At 64.2% G+C, this 16,797-nt stretch carries 16 protein-coding genes; 15 read left to right on the top strand and 1 reads right to left on the bottom strand.

Going from position 1 to position 16,797, the window contains the following annotated elements:
• Positions 1–45 precede the first annotated feature (45 nt).
• From miaB to IYY11_RS21990, 15 genes are all read left to right on the top strand, one after another.
• The gene (gene miaB / locus IYY11_RS22060) at positions 46–1,404 is read left to right on the top strand and encodes a tRNA (N6-isopentenyl adenosine(37)-C2)-methylthiotransferase MiaB (RefSeq protein ID WP_196405928.1); all 1,359 of its coding nucleotides are present in this window, start codon (positions 46–48) and stop codon (positions 1,402–1,404) included.
• The gene (locus IYY11_RS22055) at positions 1,401–2,441 is read left to right on the top strand and encodes a PhoH family protein (RefSeq protein WP_196405842.1); all 1,041 of its coding nucleotides are present in this window, start codon (positions 1,401–1,403) and stop codon (positions 2,439–2,441) included. The genes miaB and IYY11_RS22055 overlap by 4 nt, the downstream gene beginning before the upstream one ends.
• A 2-nt stretch (positions 2,442–2,443) precedes the next feature.
• Complete coding sequence (ybeY, locus tag IYY11_RS22050) at positions 2,444–2,935, top strand: rRNA maturation RNase YbeY (protein WP_196405841.1); 492 nt, start codon at positions 2,444–2,446, stop codon at positions 2,933–2,935.
• A 9-nt stretch (positions 2,936–2,944) separates the two neighbouring features.
• Positions 2,945–3,892 (top strand): hemolysin family protein, encoded by a 948-nt coding sequence (locus tag IYY11_RS22045; protein ID WP_196405840.1) that lies wholly within the window; start codon positions 2,945–2,947, stop codon positions 3,890–3,892.
• A gap of 81 nt (positions 3,893–3,973) precedes the next feature.
• Entirely contained in the window at positions 3,974–5,617 is a 1,644-nt protein-coding gene (gene lnt / locus IYY11_RS22040) for an apolipoprotein N-acyltransferase (protein WP_196405839.1), read from the top strand.
• A gap of 333 nt (positions 5,618–5,950) precedes the next feature.
• Entirely contained in the window at positions 5,951–6,319 is a 369-nt protein-coding gene (locus IYY11_RS22035) for a helix-turn-helix domain-containing protein (RefSeq protein WP_196405927.1), read from the top strand.
• A 127-nt stretch (positions 6,320–6,446) separates the two neighbouring features.
• Positions 6,447–7,637, top strand: coding sequence for a methionine adenosyltransferase (metK, locus tag IYY11_RS22030; RefSeq protein ID WP_196400745.1), 1,191 nt, complete (start codon positions 6,447–6,449; stop codon positions 7,635–7,637).
• Positions 7,638–7,780: 143 nt separating this feature from the next.
• The gene (gene trmB, locus IYY11_RS22025) at positions 7,781–8,464 is read left to right on the top strand and encodes a tRNA (guanosine(46)-N7)-methyltransferase TrmB (RefSeq protein WP_196405838.1); all 684 of its coding nucleotides are present in this window, start codon (positions 7,781–7,783) and stop codon (positions 8,462–8,464) included.
• Between the two features lie 65 nt (positions 8,465–8,529).
• The gene (locus tag IYY11_RS22020) at positions 8,530–9,423 is read left to right on the top strand and encodes a co-chaperone YbbN (RefSeq protein WP_246720152.1); all 894 of its coding nucleotides are present in this window, start codon (positions 8,530–8,532) and stop codon (positions 9,421–9,423) included.
• A 16-nt stretch (positions 9,424–9,439) separates the two neighbouring features.
• Complete coding sequence (locus IYY11_RS22015; RefSeq protein WP_196405837.1) at positions 9,440–10,108, top strand: LON peptidase substrate-binding domain-containing protein; 669 nt, start codon at positions 9,440–9,442, stop codon at positions 10,106–10,108.
• Positions 10,109–10,123: 15 nt separating this feature from the next.
• Positions 10,124–10,348 carry a Trm112 family protein gene (locus tag IYY11_RS22010; protein WP_014890397.1) on the top strand — a complete coding sequence of 75 codons (225 nt, stop codon included), beginning with the start codon at positions 10,124–10,126 and terminating at the stop codon, positions 10,346–10,348.
• A gap of 14 nt (positions 10,349–10,362) precedes the next feature.
• A complete protein-coding gene (locus IYY11_RS22005) occupies positions 10,363–11,238 on the top strand; it encodes an acyl-CoA thioesterase II (RefSeq protein WP_196405836.1) in 876 nt (291 codons plus the stop codon).
• 352 nt (positions 11,239–11,590) lie between these two features.
• Entirely contained in the window at positions 11,591–11,929 is a 339-nt protein-coding gene (locus tag IYY11_RS22000) for a P-II family nitrogen regulator (protein WP_029649519.1), read from the top strand.
• Positions 11,930–11,961: 32 nt separating this feature from the next.
• Positions 11,962–13,437, top strand: a complete 1,476-nt coding sequence (locus IYY11_RS21995; RefSeq protein ID WP_196405835.1) for an ammonium transporter — start codon at positions 11,962–11,964, stop codon at positions 13,435–13,437.
• 353 nt (positions 13,438–13,790) lie between these two features.
• Positions 13,791–15,299 (top strand): bifunctional UDP-sugar hydrolase/5'-nucleotidase, encoded by a 1,509-nt coding sequence (locus IYY11_RS21990; protein WP_196405834.1) that lies wholly within the window; start codon positions 13,791–13,793, stop codon positions 15,297–15,299.
• Here IYY11_RS21990 and IYY11_RS21985 read toward each other — a convergent pair whose 3' ends face one another.
• Positions 15,300–16,748, bottom strand: coding sequence for an NAD-dependent succinate-semialdehyde dehydrogenase (locus IYY11_RS21985; RefSeq protein ID WP_196405833.1), 1,449 nt, complete (start codon positions 16,746–16,748; stop codon positions 15,300–15,302). It lies immediately after the preceding gene.
• Positions 16,749–16,797: the final 49 nt, after the last annotated feature.

Genomic DNA, 16,797 nt, shown 5'->3' with positions numbered 1-16,797 from the left:
GACGCGCTTCAGACGCCGCCGCGGGCGGGCGAGGCTCCGTCTGCACTGAAACGCAAGGTTCTGGTCAAGTCTTACGGCTGCCAGATGAACGTCTATGACGCGACGCGCATGGCTGACCTGCTCGGCCGCGAGGGCTACGCCGAGGCCAAGAGCGAAGCAGACGCCGATCTCGTCATCCTGAATACATGCCATATCCGCGAAAAGGCCGCGGAAAAGATCTATTCCGAACTCGGCAAGCTCGCGATCGCCAAACGGGCACTGAACGCGCAAGGCCGCGACATGAAGATCGTCGTCGCCGGCTGCGTCGCCCAGGCTGAAGGCGAAGAGGTGCTCAAGCGCCAGCGCGCCGTCGATATCGTCGTCGGTCCGCAGAGCTATCACCGACTGCCGGAGCTTCTGCGCCAGGCTAAAGACGGCGCAAGGCTCGCGGACACGGATTTCGCCGTCGAGGACAAATTTCGCGTCCTGCCTGCGCCCAGTCGCGCCCAGATTCGCGCGCGCGGCGTTTCGGCTTTCGTCACCGTTCAGGAAGGGTGCGACAAGTTCTGCTCGTTTTGCGTCGTGCCCTATACGCGCGGCGCCGAAGCGTCGCGTCCCGTCGCCGAGATCATCTCCGAGACCATGCGCCTCGTCGACGCCGGCGTGCGCGAGATCACGCTGATCGGCCAAAACGTTAACGCCTATCTTGGTCCGGATGGCGACGGCCGGGAGGCAAGCCTTGCGCAGCTTCTCGACCGGCTGGCGCAGATCGAAGGCCTGGCGCGGCTGCGCTACACCACAAGTCATCCGGTCGACATGGCGCAGGAGCTGATTGACGCGCATGGCGCAAATCCAAAGCTCATGCCCTATGTGCATCTGCCGGTTCAATCGGGTTCGGACAGCATTCTAAAAGCGATGAACCGCAAGCACGGCGCAGACGCATACCTCTCCATCGTCGAGCAGCTTCGAAAGGCCCGGCCAGACGTCGCCCTGTCTTCGGATTTCATCGTCGGCTTTCCGGGCGAAAGCGACGCCGATTTCGAGGCGACGATGGCGCTCGCCCGCGCTGTGGGCTTCGCTTCAAGCTTTTCTTTCAAATATTCGCCGCGGCCCGGCACGCCCGCCGCCGACCGGGACGATCAAATCGACGAGACCGTCAAGAGCGAACGCCTCGCGGCGCTACAGGTTTTGCTTGAAGAGCAGCGGCAAGGCTTCAATGCGGCGACCGTTGGCCGGGAACTCGACGTGCTCTTTGAAAAAGCCGGCCGGCATGAGGGGCAAATTGGGGGCAAGACTCCCTATATGCAGGCTGTGCATGTTGAAGGCCCGATGGCGTGCGTTGGCCGCGAAGTCAGAGTGAAGATCATCGCGGCGGGCTCGAATTCCTTGAGCGGACGGCTCATGAGCAAGGAGGCGAAGGCTTGACGACTATCGACGACCCGTTGCTCGCCGCACGGGGACCGGAGCCTGTTGACCCGGAAGCGGAAATCACGCTCGCCTTCGAAAACAACCGTCACGCCTCGCTCGTTTTCGGCCTCTACGACCAGAATCTCGCCAAGATCGAACGACGCTTGCGCGTCGCCTCCTTCGCCAATGGCAATCACGTCACGCTCAAAGGCAAGTCCGAGGCCTGCGAACATGCGCGACGCGTGCTCGAGGCGCTTTACGAGCGCGTCGCGCTCGGCCAGACGATCACGCTCGGCGACGTCGACGGCGCCATAGAAGAATCAGCGCGCCAACGCAGCCTGTTTCCGGATTCGGAGCCGTCACGCGGCGCTTTCGAGCAGATCCTGACCCGCAAGCGCGGGCCGGTGCGCGCCCGCAACGCCGCACAGGACCAGTATTTGCGGGCGCTCAAGCGCTACGAACTGGTCTTCGCGGAGGGTCCTGCGGGCACGGGCAAGACCTGGCTCGCGGTCGGCCACGCCGTGCAGCTGATGGAGCAAGGCGCAGTCGAACGGCTGATTCTGTCCCGCCCCGCCGTCGAGGCCGGCGAGCGTCTCGGCTTTTTGCCTGGCGACATGCGCGACAAGGTCGACCCTTATCTCCGCCCAATCTACGATGCGCTGCATGATTTCATGGATGCGCGGATGGTCGAGCGCGGCATGCAGACGGGACTCATCGAAGTCGCGCCGCTGGCATTCATGCGCGGCCGCACGCTGACGCGAAGCTGCATCCTGCTCGATGAGGCGCAGAACGCCAGTTCGATGCAGATGAAGATGTTTCTCACCCGGCTCGGCGAAGGCTCGCGGATGATCGTCACCGGCGATCCATCGCAGACCGATCTGCCTCCCGGGCAGAAATCCGGCCTCTCGGAAGCCGTAAACCTGCTCGCCAATCTCGACGTCGTCGGTCGCGTGAGATTTTCGGAAGGCGACGTGGTGCGTCACGATCTTGTCCGGCAAATCGTTGGAGCCTATGAGCGCGCCGCGCGCGCCAACAAGCAGACGCGGGACCCCTGACTTTGGAGATCGACGTGAATGTCGCGGCGCCCGCCTGGCGGCGGATCGCGGACCTGGAAGATTTGGCCAAAGCATGCGTGCATCAGAGTCTCGCAACGAGCGAGGCCACGCTCGCGCCGGAATGTGAGATCAGCGTCACATTTTGCGACGATGCGGCGATCCAGGCGCTTAACGCCGAGTGGCGCGGCAAGGATCAGCCCACGAATGTCCTGTCTTTTCCGACGCCTGGCGCGCTGGGGCGCAAGCCTCTGCTTGGCGACGTTATCGTCGCCTTCGAAACCGTCGCCAGAGAGGCGGAGGAGCAGGGCAAGCTTTTGCGCGCCCACACGGCGCATATGATCGCACATGGATTTCTGCATCTGATCGGATATGATCACGAGACCGCCGCCGAGGCCGAGCGGATGGAGGCGCTGGAGCGTAAAATCGCGACGGCGCTTGGATTTCCCGACCCCTATGCGGAGGATGCAGACGGGCCGGCCGGCGGAGCGAATTGAACAAAGCGCATGTCGACGCGATACGATAACGCCGACGATCCCATTCCATTCAGACGAACTGGCGATGGACCACGCCTGAGCCTCGTCGACAGGCTGCGCGGGCTGCTCGGTCTTGCGCCGGCCTCGGTGCGCGAGGACATCGAGGAGAGGCTTGACGAATCTGCGGGCGACGTGACCCCGCATGAGCGGGCGCTCTTGAAGAACGTCCTCGGCCTGCACGACATGCGCGTCGACGACGCGATGATCCCCCGCGCCGACATCGTCGCCATCTCGCAGGATGCGCCGCTGCGCGAAGCCTTGGAGCTGTTTCGCACCGCCGCCCATTCGCGCCTGCCGGTTTACGCCGATACGCTCGACGATCCGCGCGGGATGATCCATATCCGCGATTTCGTCAATCATATCGCGTGCTGCGCCGATCGTCCCCAAGGCGCCGACGTTACGACCGTCGAACCAAAAAAGATCGACTTCGACACGCCGCTTTCGCAGGCGAATTTGCTCAAGCCGGTGCTCTTCGTGCCGCGCTCCATGCCGGCGCTCGATCTTTTGATCCGCATGCAGGCGACGCGCACGCATCTGGCGCTCGTCATCGACGAATATGGCGGCACGGACGGCCTCGTCACCATCGAGGACATCATGGAAATGATCGTCGGCGACATCGAGGACGAACATGACGTCGTCGACGAGTCGGGCTTCGTCGAGCTTGAGAACGGCGATTTCATCATCGACGGGCGCGCCGATCTTGACGAAGTGACGGTGCGGCTCGGCGTCGACTTCAGACTTGAAGATACGCCCGCCGAGGTGACGACGCTGGGCGGTCTGGTCGCCTGGCTCGCCGGCCGCGTCCCGATGCGCGGCGAGATCATCGCGACGCCGGTCGACTCCCACGAATTCGAGATCGTCGACGCCGATCCGCGGCGCGTCGGCAAGCTGCGCGTGCGGTCGCGACGGCCCGCGTGAGACATCCTGCGCTCGCGCATAAAATTGTCTGCTAAATCCGCTGTACAGTCGGCCTGCCGATTCGCGGCGCTTCGAGGATCGATGGCGCAGATTGCCGAAATCGCCAGCCCGCGCACGTCGGCGCCGACTCTTTTGCAGCGCATTCTCCTCGCCCGCGGCTGGACGCGCCGCGCGATCGCGTTCTGCGCCGGCGCGGCCGGCGCTCTCGCCCTCGCGCCTTTCGACGTTATCCCGGCCATGTTCGTCCCGCTCACCGTCGCCGTCTGGCTCATCGACGGCGTGGCGGACGGCAAGGACGCGCCGCGCTTCGCCCTTGCGCCAATACTCTCGGCGGCGGGCGCCGGCTGGTGGCTGGGCTTCGGCTATTTCGTCGCGGGCCTCTGGTGGATGGGCGCCGCGATGCTCGTTGAAGCCGACCAATTCGCCTGGGCGCTGCCGCTCGCCGTATTCGGCTTGCCGGCGGTTCTTGCGCTCTTTCCCGCCGCGGGTTTCGCGCTCGCGCGCCTCTTGTGGTCGCCCGGCGGCGCCCGCGTCTTCGCGCTGGCCGCGGGACTGGGCGCCGCGGAGTGGCTGCGCGGGCATCTGTTCACGGGCTTTCCCTGGAACGATTTCGGCATGGCGCTCACAAGCGCCGGGCCAATGGCGCAAACGGCCTCTCTCGTCGGCCTGCACGGGCTCGACATCATCGCGATCGTGATTTTCGCCGCGCCTGCGACGCTGATGGATCGCGCGCCGCTCGGCGCCCGCCGCATCGGCGGGACGATGTTCGCCGCGGCGGCGCTCGCCATGCTGATGTTCGCCTATGGCGTGTTTCGGCTGGGCGCCAATAAGACGGAATATGTCGACGGCGTGTCGTTGCGCCTGATGCAGCCCAATCTCCCGCAGGATGCGAAATTTCGCCCCGAGAATGGCGCGAAAATCTTGCGTCACTATCTCGACCTCTCGGAACGCTCGACAAACGCGCGGCCGTCCGGCCTTGCCGAAGTCACCCATCTCGTCTGGCCGGAATCGGCGTTTCCTTATGTCATTTCACGCCACCCCGAGGCGCTCGCGGCGATCGCCCGCGCGCTCAAGGGCGGCGTTCTTTTGACCGGCGCGGCGCGGGCCGAAAGCGATGGCGACGGACGGCCGGGCAAGATCTTCAATTCGATCGAGGCGCTCAAGGGAGAGTCGATCGTCGCCTTTTACGACAAGGTGCATCTCGTCCCCTTCGGAGAATATCTGCCGCTCGAAGACCTGCTGCGGCCGCTTGGAATCAATCACCTCGTTCCGGGCATATGGGACCGCGGCGCGGGTCCGCGCCTTCTCGCCGCGCCCGGTCTCCCGCCGGTCGCGCCGCTCATCTGCTACGAAGCGATTTTCTCGGGCGAGACGATCCGGCGCGACGCCGCTGATCGCCCCCTTCTGTTCCTCAACGTCACCAATGACGGATGGTTCGGCCGCACGACCGGCCCCTATCAGCATCTGGCCCAGGCGCGCCTACGCGCGATCGAAGAAGGGCTGCCAATGATCCGCGTCGCCAATACCGGCGTTTCGGCGATCATCGACGCCTACGGACGCATCCTTCAGTCGCTGCCGCTCGGCGAAGAAGGCCTCATCGACGGGCGTCTGCCGAGGGAGGCGGCGCCCACCGTCTTCGCCGCTTACGGCGCGCTGGCGTTCCCGGCGCTCCTCGCCCTCGCGACGGCCATGGCCTTGCTCGGCGTCGCCGGGCGCCGGCGATAAAGTCGCGCCCGCTTCGTCGAGCGTTGGATGATCCGCCCGCGGCGAAAACACGCCGCTTACATGCCGGCCGAGCGCTTTCCTCGATCCATGAACCTTGCATTTTTTGCGGTTCCACGGGCCGCGCAGCTATCGGGTAGGCCGGGAAATGTAGACTGTCCTTGCCGGGAAGATCGACGCTTGACCGCGCTTAACTGAAATATTCTTGAAATTCATGCACCTACCTGCGATGTAGCTTGCGCGCCCAACGACAAGTCGGCTACAACTGAGCAGGAGGCGGTAACGTTGAAGAAGGCGCCAGACCCGATCGATCTTCACGTCGGCAGCCGCGTTCGGATGCAGCGTATTCTCATGAAAATGAGCCAGGAGAAGCTTGGAGACGCGCTCGGACTCACTTTTCAGCAAGTCCAGAAATACGAGAAGGGCGCCAATCGTATCGGCGCGAGCCGCCTGCAGCAGATTTCGAAGACTTTGAACGTGCCGCCATCCTTTTTCTTCGAAGGCGCGCCAACGAGCGGCGCGCCCGCGCCGCCCGGCGGATTCGCTGAGGAGTCTTCGTCGCAATATGTCGTGGATTTTTTGTCGACGACGGAAGGCCTGCATCTCAATCGCGCCTTCGCTCGCATCCGCGATCCGAAGGTGCGAAAGCGCGTGCTCGATCTGGTGACGACGCTCGCTGAGCAGTCGGAGCCCGCGCCGGAGTGAGAAAATCTCGTTCTCCAAAACGAACGATTTGGCCTTTTCGGCTTGACGCACCGAACGGGCGCTGGCAGATGACTCCCCCTGCTCCGCAGTTATTCAACTCTTCCTCAAAGCCATCGGAGATTTGGAAGTGACCCGGAAAAATTATCTTTTCACGAGCGAGTCCGTTTCCGAAGGCCATCCGGACAAGGTTTGCGACCGTATTTCAGACGAAATCGTTGACGAGTTCTTCCGTGAAGGCCCAAAGGCGGGCATCGACCCCTACGCCATTCGCGTCGCGGCGGAGACTCTCGCGACGACAAACCGCGTGGTCATCGCCGGAGAAGTGCGCGGGCCGCATGTTCCCTTCGATCGCATCATCGAGATCACGCGCGGCGCGATTCGCGCCATCGGCTACGAGCAGCGCGGATTCCACTGGAACACCGCCAATGTGGAAGTGCTGCTGCATGAGCAGTCCGTCGACATTGCGCAGGGCGTTGACGCCGCCGGCAACAAGGACGAAGGCGCGGGCGACCAGGGAATCATGTTCGGCTACGCCGTGCGCGAAACGCCCGAACTGATGCCGGCGCCGATCTATTATTCGCATAAGATTCTGGAGCTGCTCGCCCAAGCGCGCCATAGCGGCAAGGAAAAAGGCCTCGGTCCCGACGCCAAGAGCCAGGTCACGGTGCGCTACGCCGACGGCAAGCCCGTCGAGGCGACGCAGATCGTGCTGTCGCATCAGCACGTCGACGAGACGCTGTCGCCCGCCGACATTCGCAGCATCGCCGAGCCCTATATTCGCGACGCGCTGCCCGACGGCTGGATCACCAACACGACCGTCTGGCACGTCAATCCGACCGGGAAATTCTACATTGGCGGCCCCGACGGCGACGCCGGCCTCACCGGCCGCAAGATCATCGTCGACACTTATGGCGGCGCTGCGCCGCACGGCGGCGGCGCGTTCTCCGGCAAGGATCCGACCAAGGTTGATCGCTCGGCCGCTTACGCCGCCCGCTATCTCGCCAAGAACGTCGTCGCGGCCGGACTCGCCGACCGTTGCACGCTGCAGCTGTCCTACGCGATCGGCGTCGCCGAGCCGCTGTCGATCTATGTCGATCTGCATGGCACCGGCCATGTGTGCGAGGAGAAAGTCGAAGAGCTGCTGCCGCAGCTCATTCGCCTCTCGCCGCGCGGCATTCGCGAGCATCTTCAGCTCAATCGGCCGATTTATGCCCGCACCTCCGCCTACGGCCATTTCGGCCGGACGCCCGATGCGGACGGCGGCTTCTCCTGGGAGAAGACCGATCTCGTCGACCAGCTGAAGTCGCATTTCGCGTAAGTTCGGCCGGATCGGCGAGCGGCTCGGAACGCGAACGCCGCCGCGGGGAAATTCCCGTCGCGCGATGGCTCTGTTCGTGGCGTGGGCGCAAGCCGGCGCTAGGAACAGAGCGATGTTCGAATGATCGCGGCCCATTAGCGCTTATGAGCGAGACCTCCCAGCAACGCGGCGCTCACGCCCGTCTCTATGGCCGCTCGAAAGGCAAGGCGCTCCGAAAGCGTCAGGCGACGCTGATCGACGAGCTCTTGCCGCGTCTGTCGCTCGACCTTGCGCAGCCGCCGGCGGCTACGGCCCGCGAACGGCGCCTCGAGATCGGCTTTGGCGGCGGCGAGCATCTGATTGCGGCGGCGAGCGACAGCCCCGAGGTTGAATTCATCGGCTGCGAGCCTTTCCTCAACGGCATGGCGAAGCTCCTCGCCCGGATCGACGAGCGTGGACTGACGAATATCCGCCTGCATCAAGGCGACGCCGCTGATGTGCTCGACTGGCTGCCGGAGGATAGCCTGTCGCGCATATATCTTTTCTATCCCGACCCCTGGCCAAAGAGGCGCCAGCGCAAGAGGCGGTTCATTGCGCGTGACAATCTCGACCGTCTGGCGCGGGCGATGCATGCGGGCGGGGAGCTGCGCTTTGCGACGGACATCGACGATTACGCCGCCTGGACCTTGGCGCGGCTGCGCGCCCACCCGGCCTTCCGCTGGCGCGCGCAGCGCGCCGAGGACTGGCGAACGCCATGGTCAGGTTGGACCCGAACCAAATATGAAGCCAAAGCCATGGCCGAAGGCCGCGATCCGGTCTATCTGACCTTCGTCCGGGCGCTGCGCTAAGCCGCCTCCAAGCTGCAAAGCCTTCAAAATCACACGGCCGACGATGACGACAGGGGGAGAAGCGCATGGTTGAGACGGCGGGAATGGCTAACGCGCCGACGACGCCGGTCGAAACGACCACGGATCGTTTCCGCGCCGACGTTCTCGACGCGTCGATGCGGCAGATCGTGCTCGTCGATTTCTGGGCGCCATGGTGCGGCCCTTGTCGGCAGCTCGCGCCCGTCATCGAGCGTCTGGTGGCCGCCTCGGGCGGCAAGATCGCGCTGGTCAAAATGAATATCGACGCCGATCCGCTGATCGCCGATCAGCTTGGCGTCAAGTCGATTCCCGCCGTCGTGGCGTTTCAGCGCGGACGACCGATCGATGGTTTCGTCGGCGCGCTGCCCGAAAGTCAAATCAAGGGCTTTCTGGAGCGGCTCATCGGCCCGATCGAGGACGAGGGCGATGCGCTCGAAGCGGCCCAGGCGATGGTCGCGGAGGGCGATCTCGCCGGCGCGGAGTCGCTGCTGAGCGAACTCGCCAGAGACGAACCGCCCAACGCCAATGCCGCCGCCGCCTTGCTGCATCTTTATATCGATTCAGGACGCTTCGATGAGGCCGGGGCGCTCTTTGACGCCCTTCCCGACGCCATACGCCGCGACAGCGGCGTCGCGGCGGCTGGGGCGGCGCTTCAGAACGCCCAACAGGCCCGGGATCTCGGCGAACTCGACGAACTGAGAAATCGCGTCAATCGCAATCCTAACGACCTGCAGGCCTGTTTCGATCTGGCGCTCGCGCTCAACGCCAAAGGACTGCGCGAGGAAGCGGCGGATGCGCTGCTTGAAATCATCCGCCGCGACCGTAGTTGGAATGACGATGGGGCAAGAAAGCAGCTCATTCAGTTTTTTGAGGCTTGGGGACCGATGGATAAGGCGGCCGTGAACGCACGGCGGCGGCTGTCCACGCTGCTCTACTCCTAGGGAGGCGTTCGCCGATATGAGCCTGAACCGTCCCTACGCCGACATCGACGAATTGCCGAGGGTTCTGCCGCTCTTCCCGCTTTCGGGCGCCATATTGCTGCCGCGCGGCGAACTGCCGCTCAATGTTTTCGAGCCGCGCTATCTCGCGATGGTCGACGACGCGATCGCCGGCGCGCGCCTGATCGGCATGATCCAGCCGCTACCGGGCGACGAGACCGTCGGCGAAGCGACGCAGCTCTATGATGTCGGCTGCGCCGGACGGATCACGCGGCTCGCCGAGACCGGAGACGGCCGCTATCTCGTCACCCTCACCGGCGTGGCGCGGTTTCGCGTGCTCGAGGAGCTTAGAACTCGAACGCAATACCGGCAGTGTCAGGTCGGATATGACGAATTCATAGAGGATTTGACGACGGGCGCCGGCGCCGACGCGGTCGATCGCGAAAGCATGGTGTCAATGTTGCGCAACTTCGCCGAATGTTCGAAACTTGAAGTCGACTGGGCGAGCATAGACGCGGCGCCGACGGAGACGCTCGTCAACGCGCTCGCGATGATGTGTCCCTTCGGCGCCAACGACAAGCAGGCGCTGATCGAAGCCATCGATCTGAAAACCCGCGCGGAAACGCTTATCGCGCTCGCGAAGCTCGATCTCGCGCAACGAAACGGCGACCGGCCGCAGTGGCATTGAAGGAAATTGACGACCATGACTGACGAACGCGACTCCGGCGCCGAGAGATTTGACTCCCCTGCGGAGCCGACGCGGATTGATCCGCGCCTGCTCGAAATCCTCGTCTGTCCGCTGACGAAGACGACCCTCGAATATGACAGCGCGCGCCAGGAGCTTATTTCGCGCTCGGCGCGGCTCGCCTATCCGATTCGGGACGGCATTCCAATCATGCTGCCCGAAGAGGCGCGCCAGATCGACTGACCGGCTCGTCCGCGATGGACGAAACCGCGCCATCCAAGCTTCTGGCGCTTCTCGATCTCGAGGAGGTCGGACCCGACCTCTTCCGAGGCCATAGCCCGGCCTCTTCCGGCCGTCAGGTCTATGGCGGACAGGCCGTGGCTCAGGCGCTCGTGGCCGCGACGCGGACGGCGCCCAAAGACCGCCACGTTCATTCACTGCACGGCTATTTCGTCCTCGCCGGCGATCCCTCGATTCCAATCGACTTCGCCGTCGAACGCGTGCGCGACGGCAAGAGCTTCACGACGCGGCGCTGTAACGCCGCGCAGCGCGGACACACGATCTTTTCAATGGAGGCGTCGTTTCAGCGGCGAGAAGAAGGCCTTACGCACGCCGCCCCCATGCCCGAGGCGCCGGACCCAGAGAGTCTCGACGACGTGCATGCGCTCGTCGAGCGTTTTCGGGCCTTCCTTCCGGAACAGGCCGAGAGCTGGGTGAAGCGGCGAAGCGCGCTCGACATGCGCGTCGTCGCGCCCGACGACGTATTTTTTCCCGAACGTCGCGCCGCCGGCCAGATGATCTGGTTTCGCGTCCGCGGCGCGGTCCCAGACGACCCCGCCATTCACACAGCGCTGCTCGCCTATCTCTCCGATATGACGCTGCTCAATACGGCGCTGCTCGTTCACGGGCTTACGATCTTCGATCCGAAGATTCAGGTGGCGAGCCTCGATCATGCCCTGTGGATTCACGAGCCGCTGCGGGTCGACAAATGGCTGCTCTACGCGCAACAAAGCCCATGGGCCGGCGGCGCACGCGCCTTGACGCGCGGGCAGATCTTCACCCGCGAGGGACGCCTCGTCGCCTCGGTGAGCCAGGAAGGCCTGGTGCGCCGGCGCGACTCGGCGCGATCCTGAAGACCGCCAATATTTTAGGCAACATACCAGAGTCTGCGTAATTTCTAGGCGCATAACCGGCCGGCGGCGCCCTAAGCGAAAGCGCACGGGCGCACCAGGCCCGCCCCTGCCTCGAGCGCATAGCCGAGGCGTGCAAAGGCGATAGCCAACCATGCTGCAAGCTGCGGCACAGTCGGTGTCACAGCAGATACGCTTCCGGTCAGTAGATTTCAGCCGTCAGCGCGGCTGGCACGGCATTTGAAAGCGGCAAGTCGCCGACGCGGCGGCGTCCTCCCGCGAATTGCAATCAAGAGACGCCGCCGTCACGCGAGCGACGCTCGCCAACGAGGTCGATAACCAACAGGATTGGCAGATGAAAATCGTCACAGCGATCATCAAGCCGTTCAAGCTCGATGAGGTCCGCGACGCGCTGACCAACATCGGCGTGCACGGCCTTACCGTGACTGAGGTCAAGGGCTACGGACGTCAGAAGGGACATACGGAAATTTATCGCGGCGCAGAGTATGCGATCAGTTTCTTGCCAAAGCTAAAAATCGAAGTCGCCGTCGACGCCGCCCTCGTCGATCAGGTGATCCAGGCAATTTCCAACACCGCGCGCACCGGACAGATCGGCGACGGAAAGATTTTCGTCACGCCGCTCGAACGCGCCATCCGCATCCGCACCGGCGAAACCGACACGGACGCGCTTTGATCGCCTCCCCGCAACATCAGGAGCTCTTAAACATGAAACTTCCTTCGCCTCGAAGCGCTTCTGTCGCTTCGGTCATCGCGGGAGCGGCGATTTCGGCATCATTGGCGTTTCCGGCCTTCGCCGCGAACGATCCGACCCCCAATCCCGGCGACACCGCCTGGTTGCTGACGTCTGCGCTCTTAGTGCTGATGATGTCGATCCCGGGCCTGGCGCTGTTCTATGGCGGCCTGGTGCGCTCCAAGAACATGCTGTCAATCCTGTCGCAAACCTTCGCGATCGTCGCGCTGGTCGGCGTGATCTGGACGGTCTACGGCTATTCGCTGGCCTTCGGCGACGGCGGTTCGCTCAGCAACTATATCGGCGGCTTCAACAAGCTGTTTCTCAAGGGCGTGACGGCCGCTTCCAATGCGGCGACCTTCACCCCCGGCCACGTCGTACCGGAATACGCCTATTTCGTCTTCCAGATGACTTTCGCGATGATCACCCCGGCGCTGATCATCGGCGCCTTCGCCGAGCGCATGAAATTTTCGGCCGTGCTGCTGTTCGTCGCCTTCTGGGTGACGGTCATCTACTTCCCGATCGCGCATTGGGTGTGGGGCGTCGCCGATCCGAACGCGCTCGTTGATGCTGCGACCCAACTCGCCGCGGCCGGCGACGAGGCGGCCAAAGCAGCCGCGCAGGCGAAGATCGACGAGATCAACGCCGCCGTGGGCTGGCTCGCCGGCAAGGGCGCGCTGGACTTCGCGGGCGGCACGGTGGTGCACATCAACGCCGGCATCGCCGGTCTCGTCGGCGCGATCATCGTCGGCAAGCGCATCGGCTACGGCAAGGAAGCCTTGCCGCCGCATTCGCTGACCCTGTCGATGGTCGGCGCCTCGCTGCTGTGGGTCGGCTGGTTCGGCTTTAACGCCGGCTCGAATCTCGAGGCGAACGGCACCACGGCGCTCGCCTTCGTCAACACGATGGTGGCGACGGCGGCTGCGGCGCTCTCCTGGATGATCGTCGAGTGGCTGGTGAAGGGCAAACCGTCCATGCTGGGCCTGATCACCGGCGCGGTCGCCGGCCTCGTCGCCGTGACGCCGGCCTCCGGCTACGCCGGTCCTGTCGGCGCCATCGTCCTTGGCCTCGCGGTTTCGCCGATCTGCCTCTTCTTCGTCGACTTCGTGAAGAAGATGGCGGGCTACGACGACGCGCTCGATGTCTTCGGCGTGCACTGCATCGGCGGCATCACCGGCGCCCTGGCGACCGGAATTCTGGTCAGTCCCGATCTTGGCGGCGTCGGCATCACCGACTACACCAATCTGGAAACCTTCGCCGGAACCTATGACATGATGGCGCAGATGAAGGCGCAGGGAATCGCCGTCGTCGCGACTCTCCTGTGGTCCGGCATCGGTTCGGCGATCCTCTACAAGCTCGTCGACCTCATCGTCGGACTGCGGCCGACGCCCGATCAAGAACGCGAAGGCCTCGACATCACCGACCACGGCGAGCGCGCTTACAACTACTAAGTTCAGTCTCCTGACACGATGTGAAGCGGCGCCCACGGGCGCCGTTTCTTTTTGTAGCGGACGCAAATTGTTATGGGCGCAACGCTTGCCCCACCTCTCCCCGCGGAGAGCGGGGAGAGGTGGGGGCGCTTGACGAGAAGAGCGGCCATACCTCCCCCTTGCGGGGAGGTCGCGACGCGAAGCGGCGCGGGTGGGGGTGATGACGTTTCCCCCCGCGCACGTCGCCCCACCCGGTTCGCTTCGCGAACCACCCTCCCCGTCAAGGGGAGCGATTTCGCCTCCCACCAAAACGTATTGCCCTCGTCATCGAGGGAAGGCAGATTGCGCGTTTCCAATCGGATCAGGGCTGGCCTATGTCGCGGTTTGTTAATCGGCGCGTTTTCCTTCTTTTCTTAGCTGTCGCGCTCGGGATCCCGATTCTTTCCGCCCGCGCGGCCGAGCGCGTCGTCACTCTCACTTTCGTCGTCTTCAGCGACATCTACGAAATGGCTGAGAGAGACGGACGCGGCGGATTCGCCCGGATCGCCGGCGCGCTGAAAGCCGAACGCGCGAAGGCGAAGAATATCATCGTCGCGCACGCCGGCGACACGCTGTCGCCTTCGCTCACCTCGAGCGTCGACAAGGGCGCGCATATCGTCGAGCTCCTCAATCGCATCGGCGTTGACGTGTTCACGCCCGGCAATCACGAGTTCGATTTCGGCGAAGCGGTCTTTCGCCAGCGCATGGGCGAAGCAAAGTTCGCTTTGCTCGCCGCCAATCTACGCGACGCCTCCGGCCGCGCCCTCCCCGGCTTTGCCGACAGCAAGATCATCGATGTCGACGGGGTGAAGGTCGGCATCTTCGGCCTGACCGACGACGAGGCGGCGCGACGGTCCAGTCCCGGAAGCCTGAAACTTCTCCCCGCGATCGAGACCGCGAAGCGCGAGGCCCAGGCGCTGCGCGACGCCGGCGCGGATCTCGTCGTCGTCGTCACCCATTCCGAATGGCAGGACGATCTGCGTCTGGCGAAGCTTGGACCAATCGACATCGTTCTGTCGGGGCATGATCACAATCTTCTTGTCGCCTATGACGGCCGCGCCGCGATCGGCGAAACTCAGGCCGACGGCGTCAATCTCGTCGCCATCGATGTCGAGATGCGGATCGCCGCCGATGGCGTCAAGCGCTGGTCGCCCAGGTTTCGCATCATCGACACGGCGGACGTGGCGCCAGACGCCGCGATTGCAGAACGCGTCGCGCAATATGAAGCCGAGATCGACAAGGCGCTCGACGTCGACATCGGGCGCACAAAGACGCCGCTCGACAGCCGAAAGGCGAGCGTGCGCAGTGAAGAAACCGCGATCGGCGACTTTTTCGCCGATACGATGCGCGCCGCCGCCGCCGCTGACGTCGCCATCATCAACGGCGGCGGCATTCGCGGCAACCGCAGCTATGCTGCCGGGACAACGCTGACGCGCAAGGACATCGCCAAGGAGCTGCCGTTCAACAATCAGCTTGTGACTCTGGAGCTTTCAGGCGCCGATCTGCGCGCGGCGCTGGAAAACGCCGTCTGGCTGGTCGGCAAGGACGCGGGGCGATTCGCCCAGATTTCCGGCGCGCGCATCATCGTGCGGCGCGACGCTGTGCCTGGCTCGCGGCTTGTTTCAATCGAGGTCGGCGGCAAGCCGCTCGACGACACGAAGCTCTACAAGCTCGCGACGATCGACTTCCTCGCCCGCGGCAAGGACGGCTATGTCGCGCTGACGCACGGAAGACCACTCGTCAGGGATCTTGAGGGGCCGCTGCTGACGAACGTTATCATCGACGCCATCGAAAAGGCCGGCGCGATTGCGCCCGTCGTCGACGGCCGCATCAGGATCGAATGATCAAAGTCCGCCGAGGCAGACATATTTGATCTCGATATAATCATCGACGCCGTAGCGCGATCCTTCGCGGCCAAGGCCCGAATGTTTCACCCCGCCAAATGGCGCCGCTTCGGTCGAGATCAGCGTCTCATTGACGCCCACCATGCCGAATTCCAACTGCTCGGCGACGCGGATGACGCGGGCGACGTCGCGACTGTAGAAGTAAGCGGCGAGACCGTAAGGCGTGGCGTTGGCGAGACGAACAGCTTCAGCCTCGCTTTCAAAGGAAATCAGCGGCGCGACGGGACCGAAGGTCTCCTCGTTGAAGATAAGCGCGTCAGCCGGCACATTCGCGAGCACGGTCGGCTGAAAGAAAGAACCGCCGAGCGCGTGGCGGGCGCCGCCGGTGAGAACCTTCGCGCCGCGGGCGACGGCGTCCGCGACGTGACGCTCGACCTTTTCGACCGCCGCTGCTTCGATCAGCGGACCGATGGCGACGCCGTCCTCCGTGCCTTCGCCGACCTTTAACGCGCCAGCCGCCGCCGCGAGTTTTTCGGCGAAGGCGTCGATGATCGACGCATGCACGAGGATGCGGTTCGCCGACACGCAGGTCTGACCGCTGTTGCGATATTTCGTGGCGACGGCGCCCTCGATGGCGCGATCGACATCAGCGTCTTCGAACACGATGAGCGGCGCATTGCCGCCAAGCTCCATCGAGCATTTCTGAATATTCTCGGCCGCCTGCCGCAGCAGAATTCTGCCGACCTCGGTCGAGCCGGTGAAGGTCAGCTTGCGCACGAGCGGATTTTGCGTGAATTCGAGCCCGACCGGCGCAGGGTCTTTCGCCGTGACCACATTGATAACGCCGGAAGGCACGCCGGCGCGCTCGGCAAGCTCCGCCAGCGCCAGCGCGGAGAACGGCGTCAGCTCAGCGGGCTTCACCACCATCGTGCAGCCGGCGCCGAGCGCCGCGCCGACCTTGCGCGCGAACATGGCGGAGGGGAAATTCCACGGCGTGATCGCCGCGGTGACGCCGATCGCCTGTTTGAAGACGAGCAGGCGACGATCGGTCGGACCCGGGATGACGTCGCCGTAAATGCGCCGGCCCTCTTCCGCAAACCACTCAATGAAGCTCGCGGCGTAGGCGATCTCGCCGCGCGCCTCTGAGAGCGGCTTGCCCATTTCCGCAGTGATGATGCGCGCCAGCCGCTCCTGATCGGCCATAATCAGCTCGAACCATCGGCGCATGATATGCGCGCGCTCCTTGGCGGCGCGATCGCGCCAGCTTGGCAGCGCCAACTCACAAGACTCGATCGCCCGGCGGGTTTCGGCTGCGCCCATGTCGGGAACGTGGCCGAGGACCGCGCCCGTCGCCGGGTTGTTGACGGCGAAGGTTACGCCGCTGTCGGCGCCGACCCAAAGCCCGCCGATGAATGCTTGCTCGCGAAGGCCTAGGCTGACAGAGTTCATTTCGACTTCCCCTGGGCGCGCGTCGCGCATTTTTGCTACAAGGGCCAAA

The organism is Methylocystis sp. H62 (assembly GCF_015709515.1).
Taxonomy (GTDB): Bacteria; Pseudomonadota; Alphaproteobacteria; order Rhizobiales; family Beijerinckiaceae; genus Methylocystis.
The sequence above is the reverse complement of the archived record's forward strand: the minus strand, read 5'-3'. Positions and strand labels throughout refer to the sequence as shown.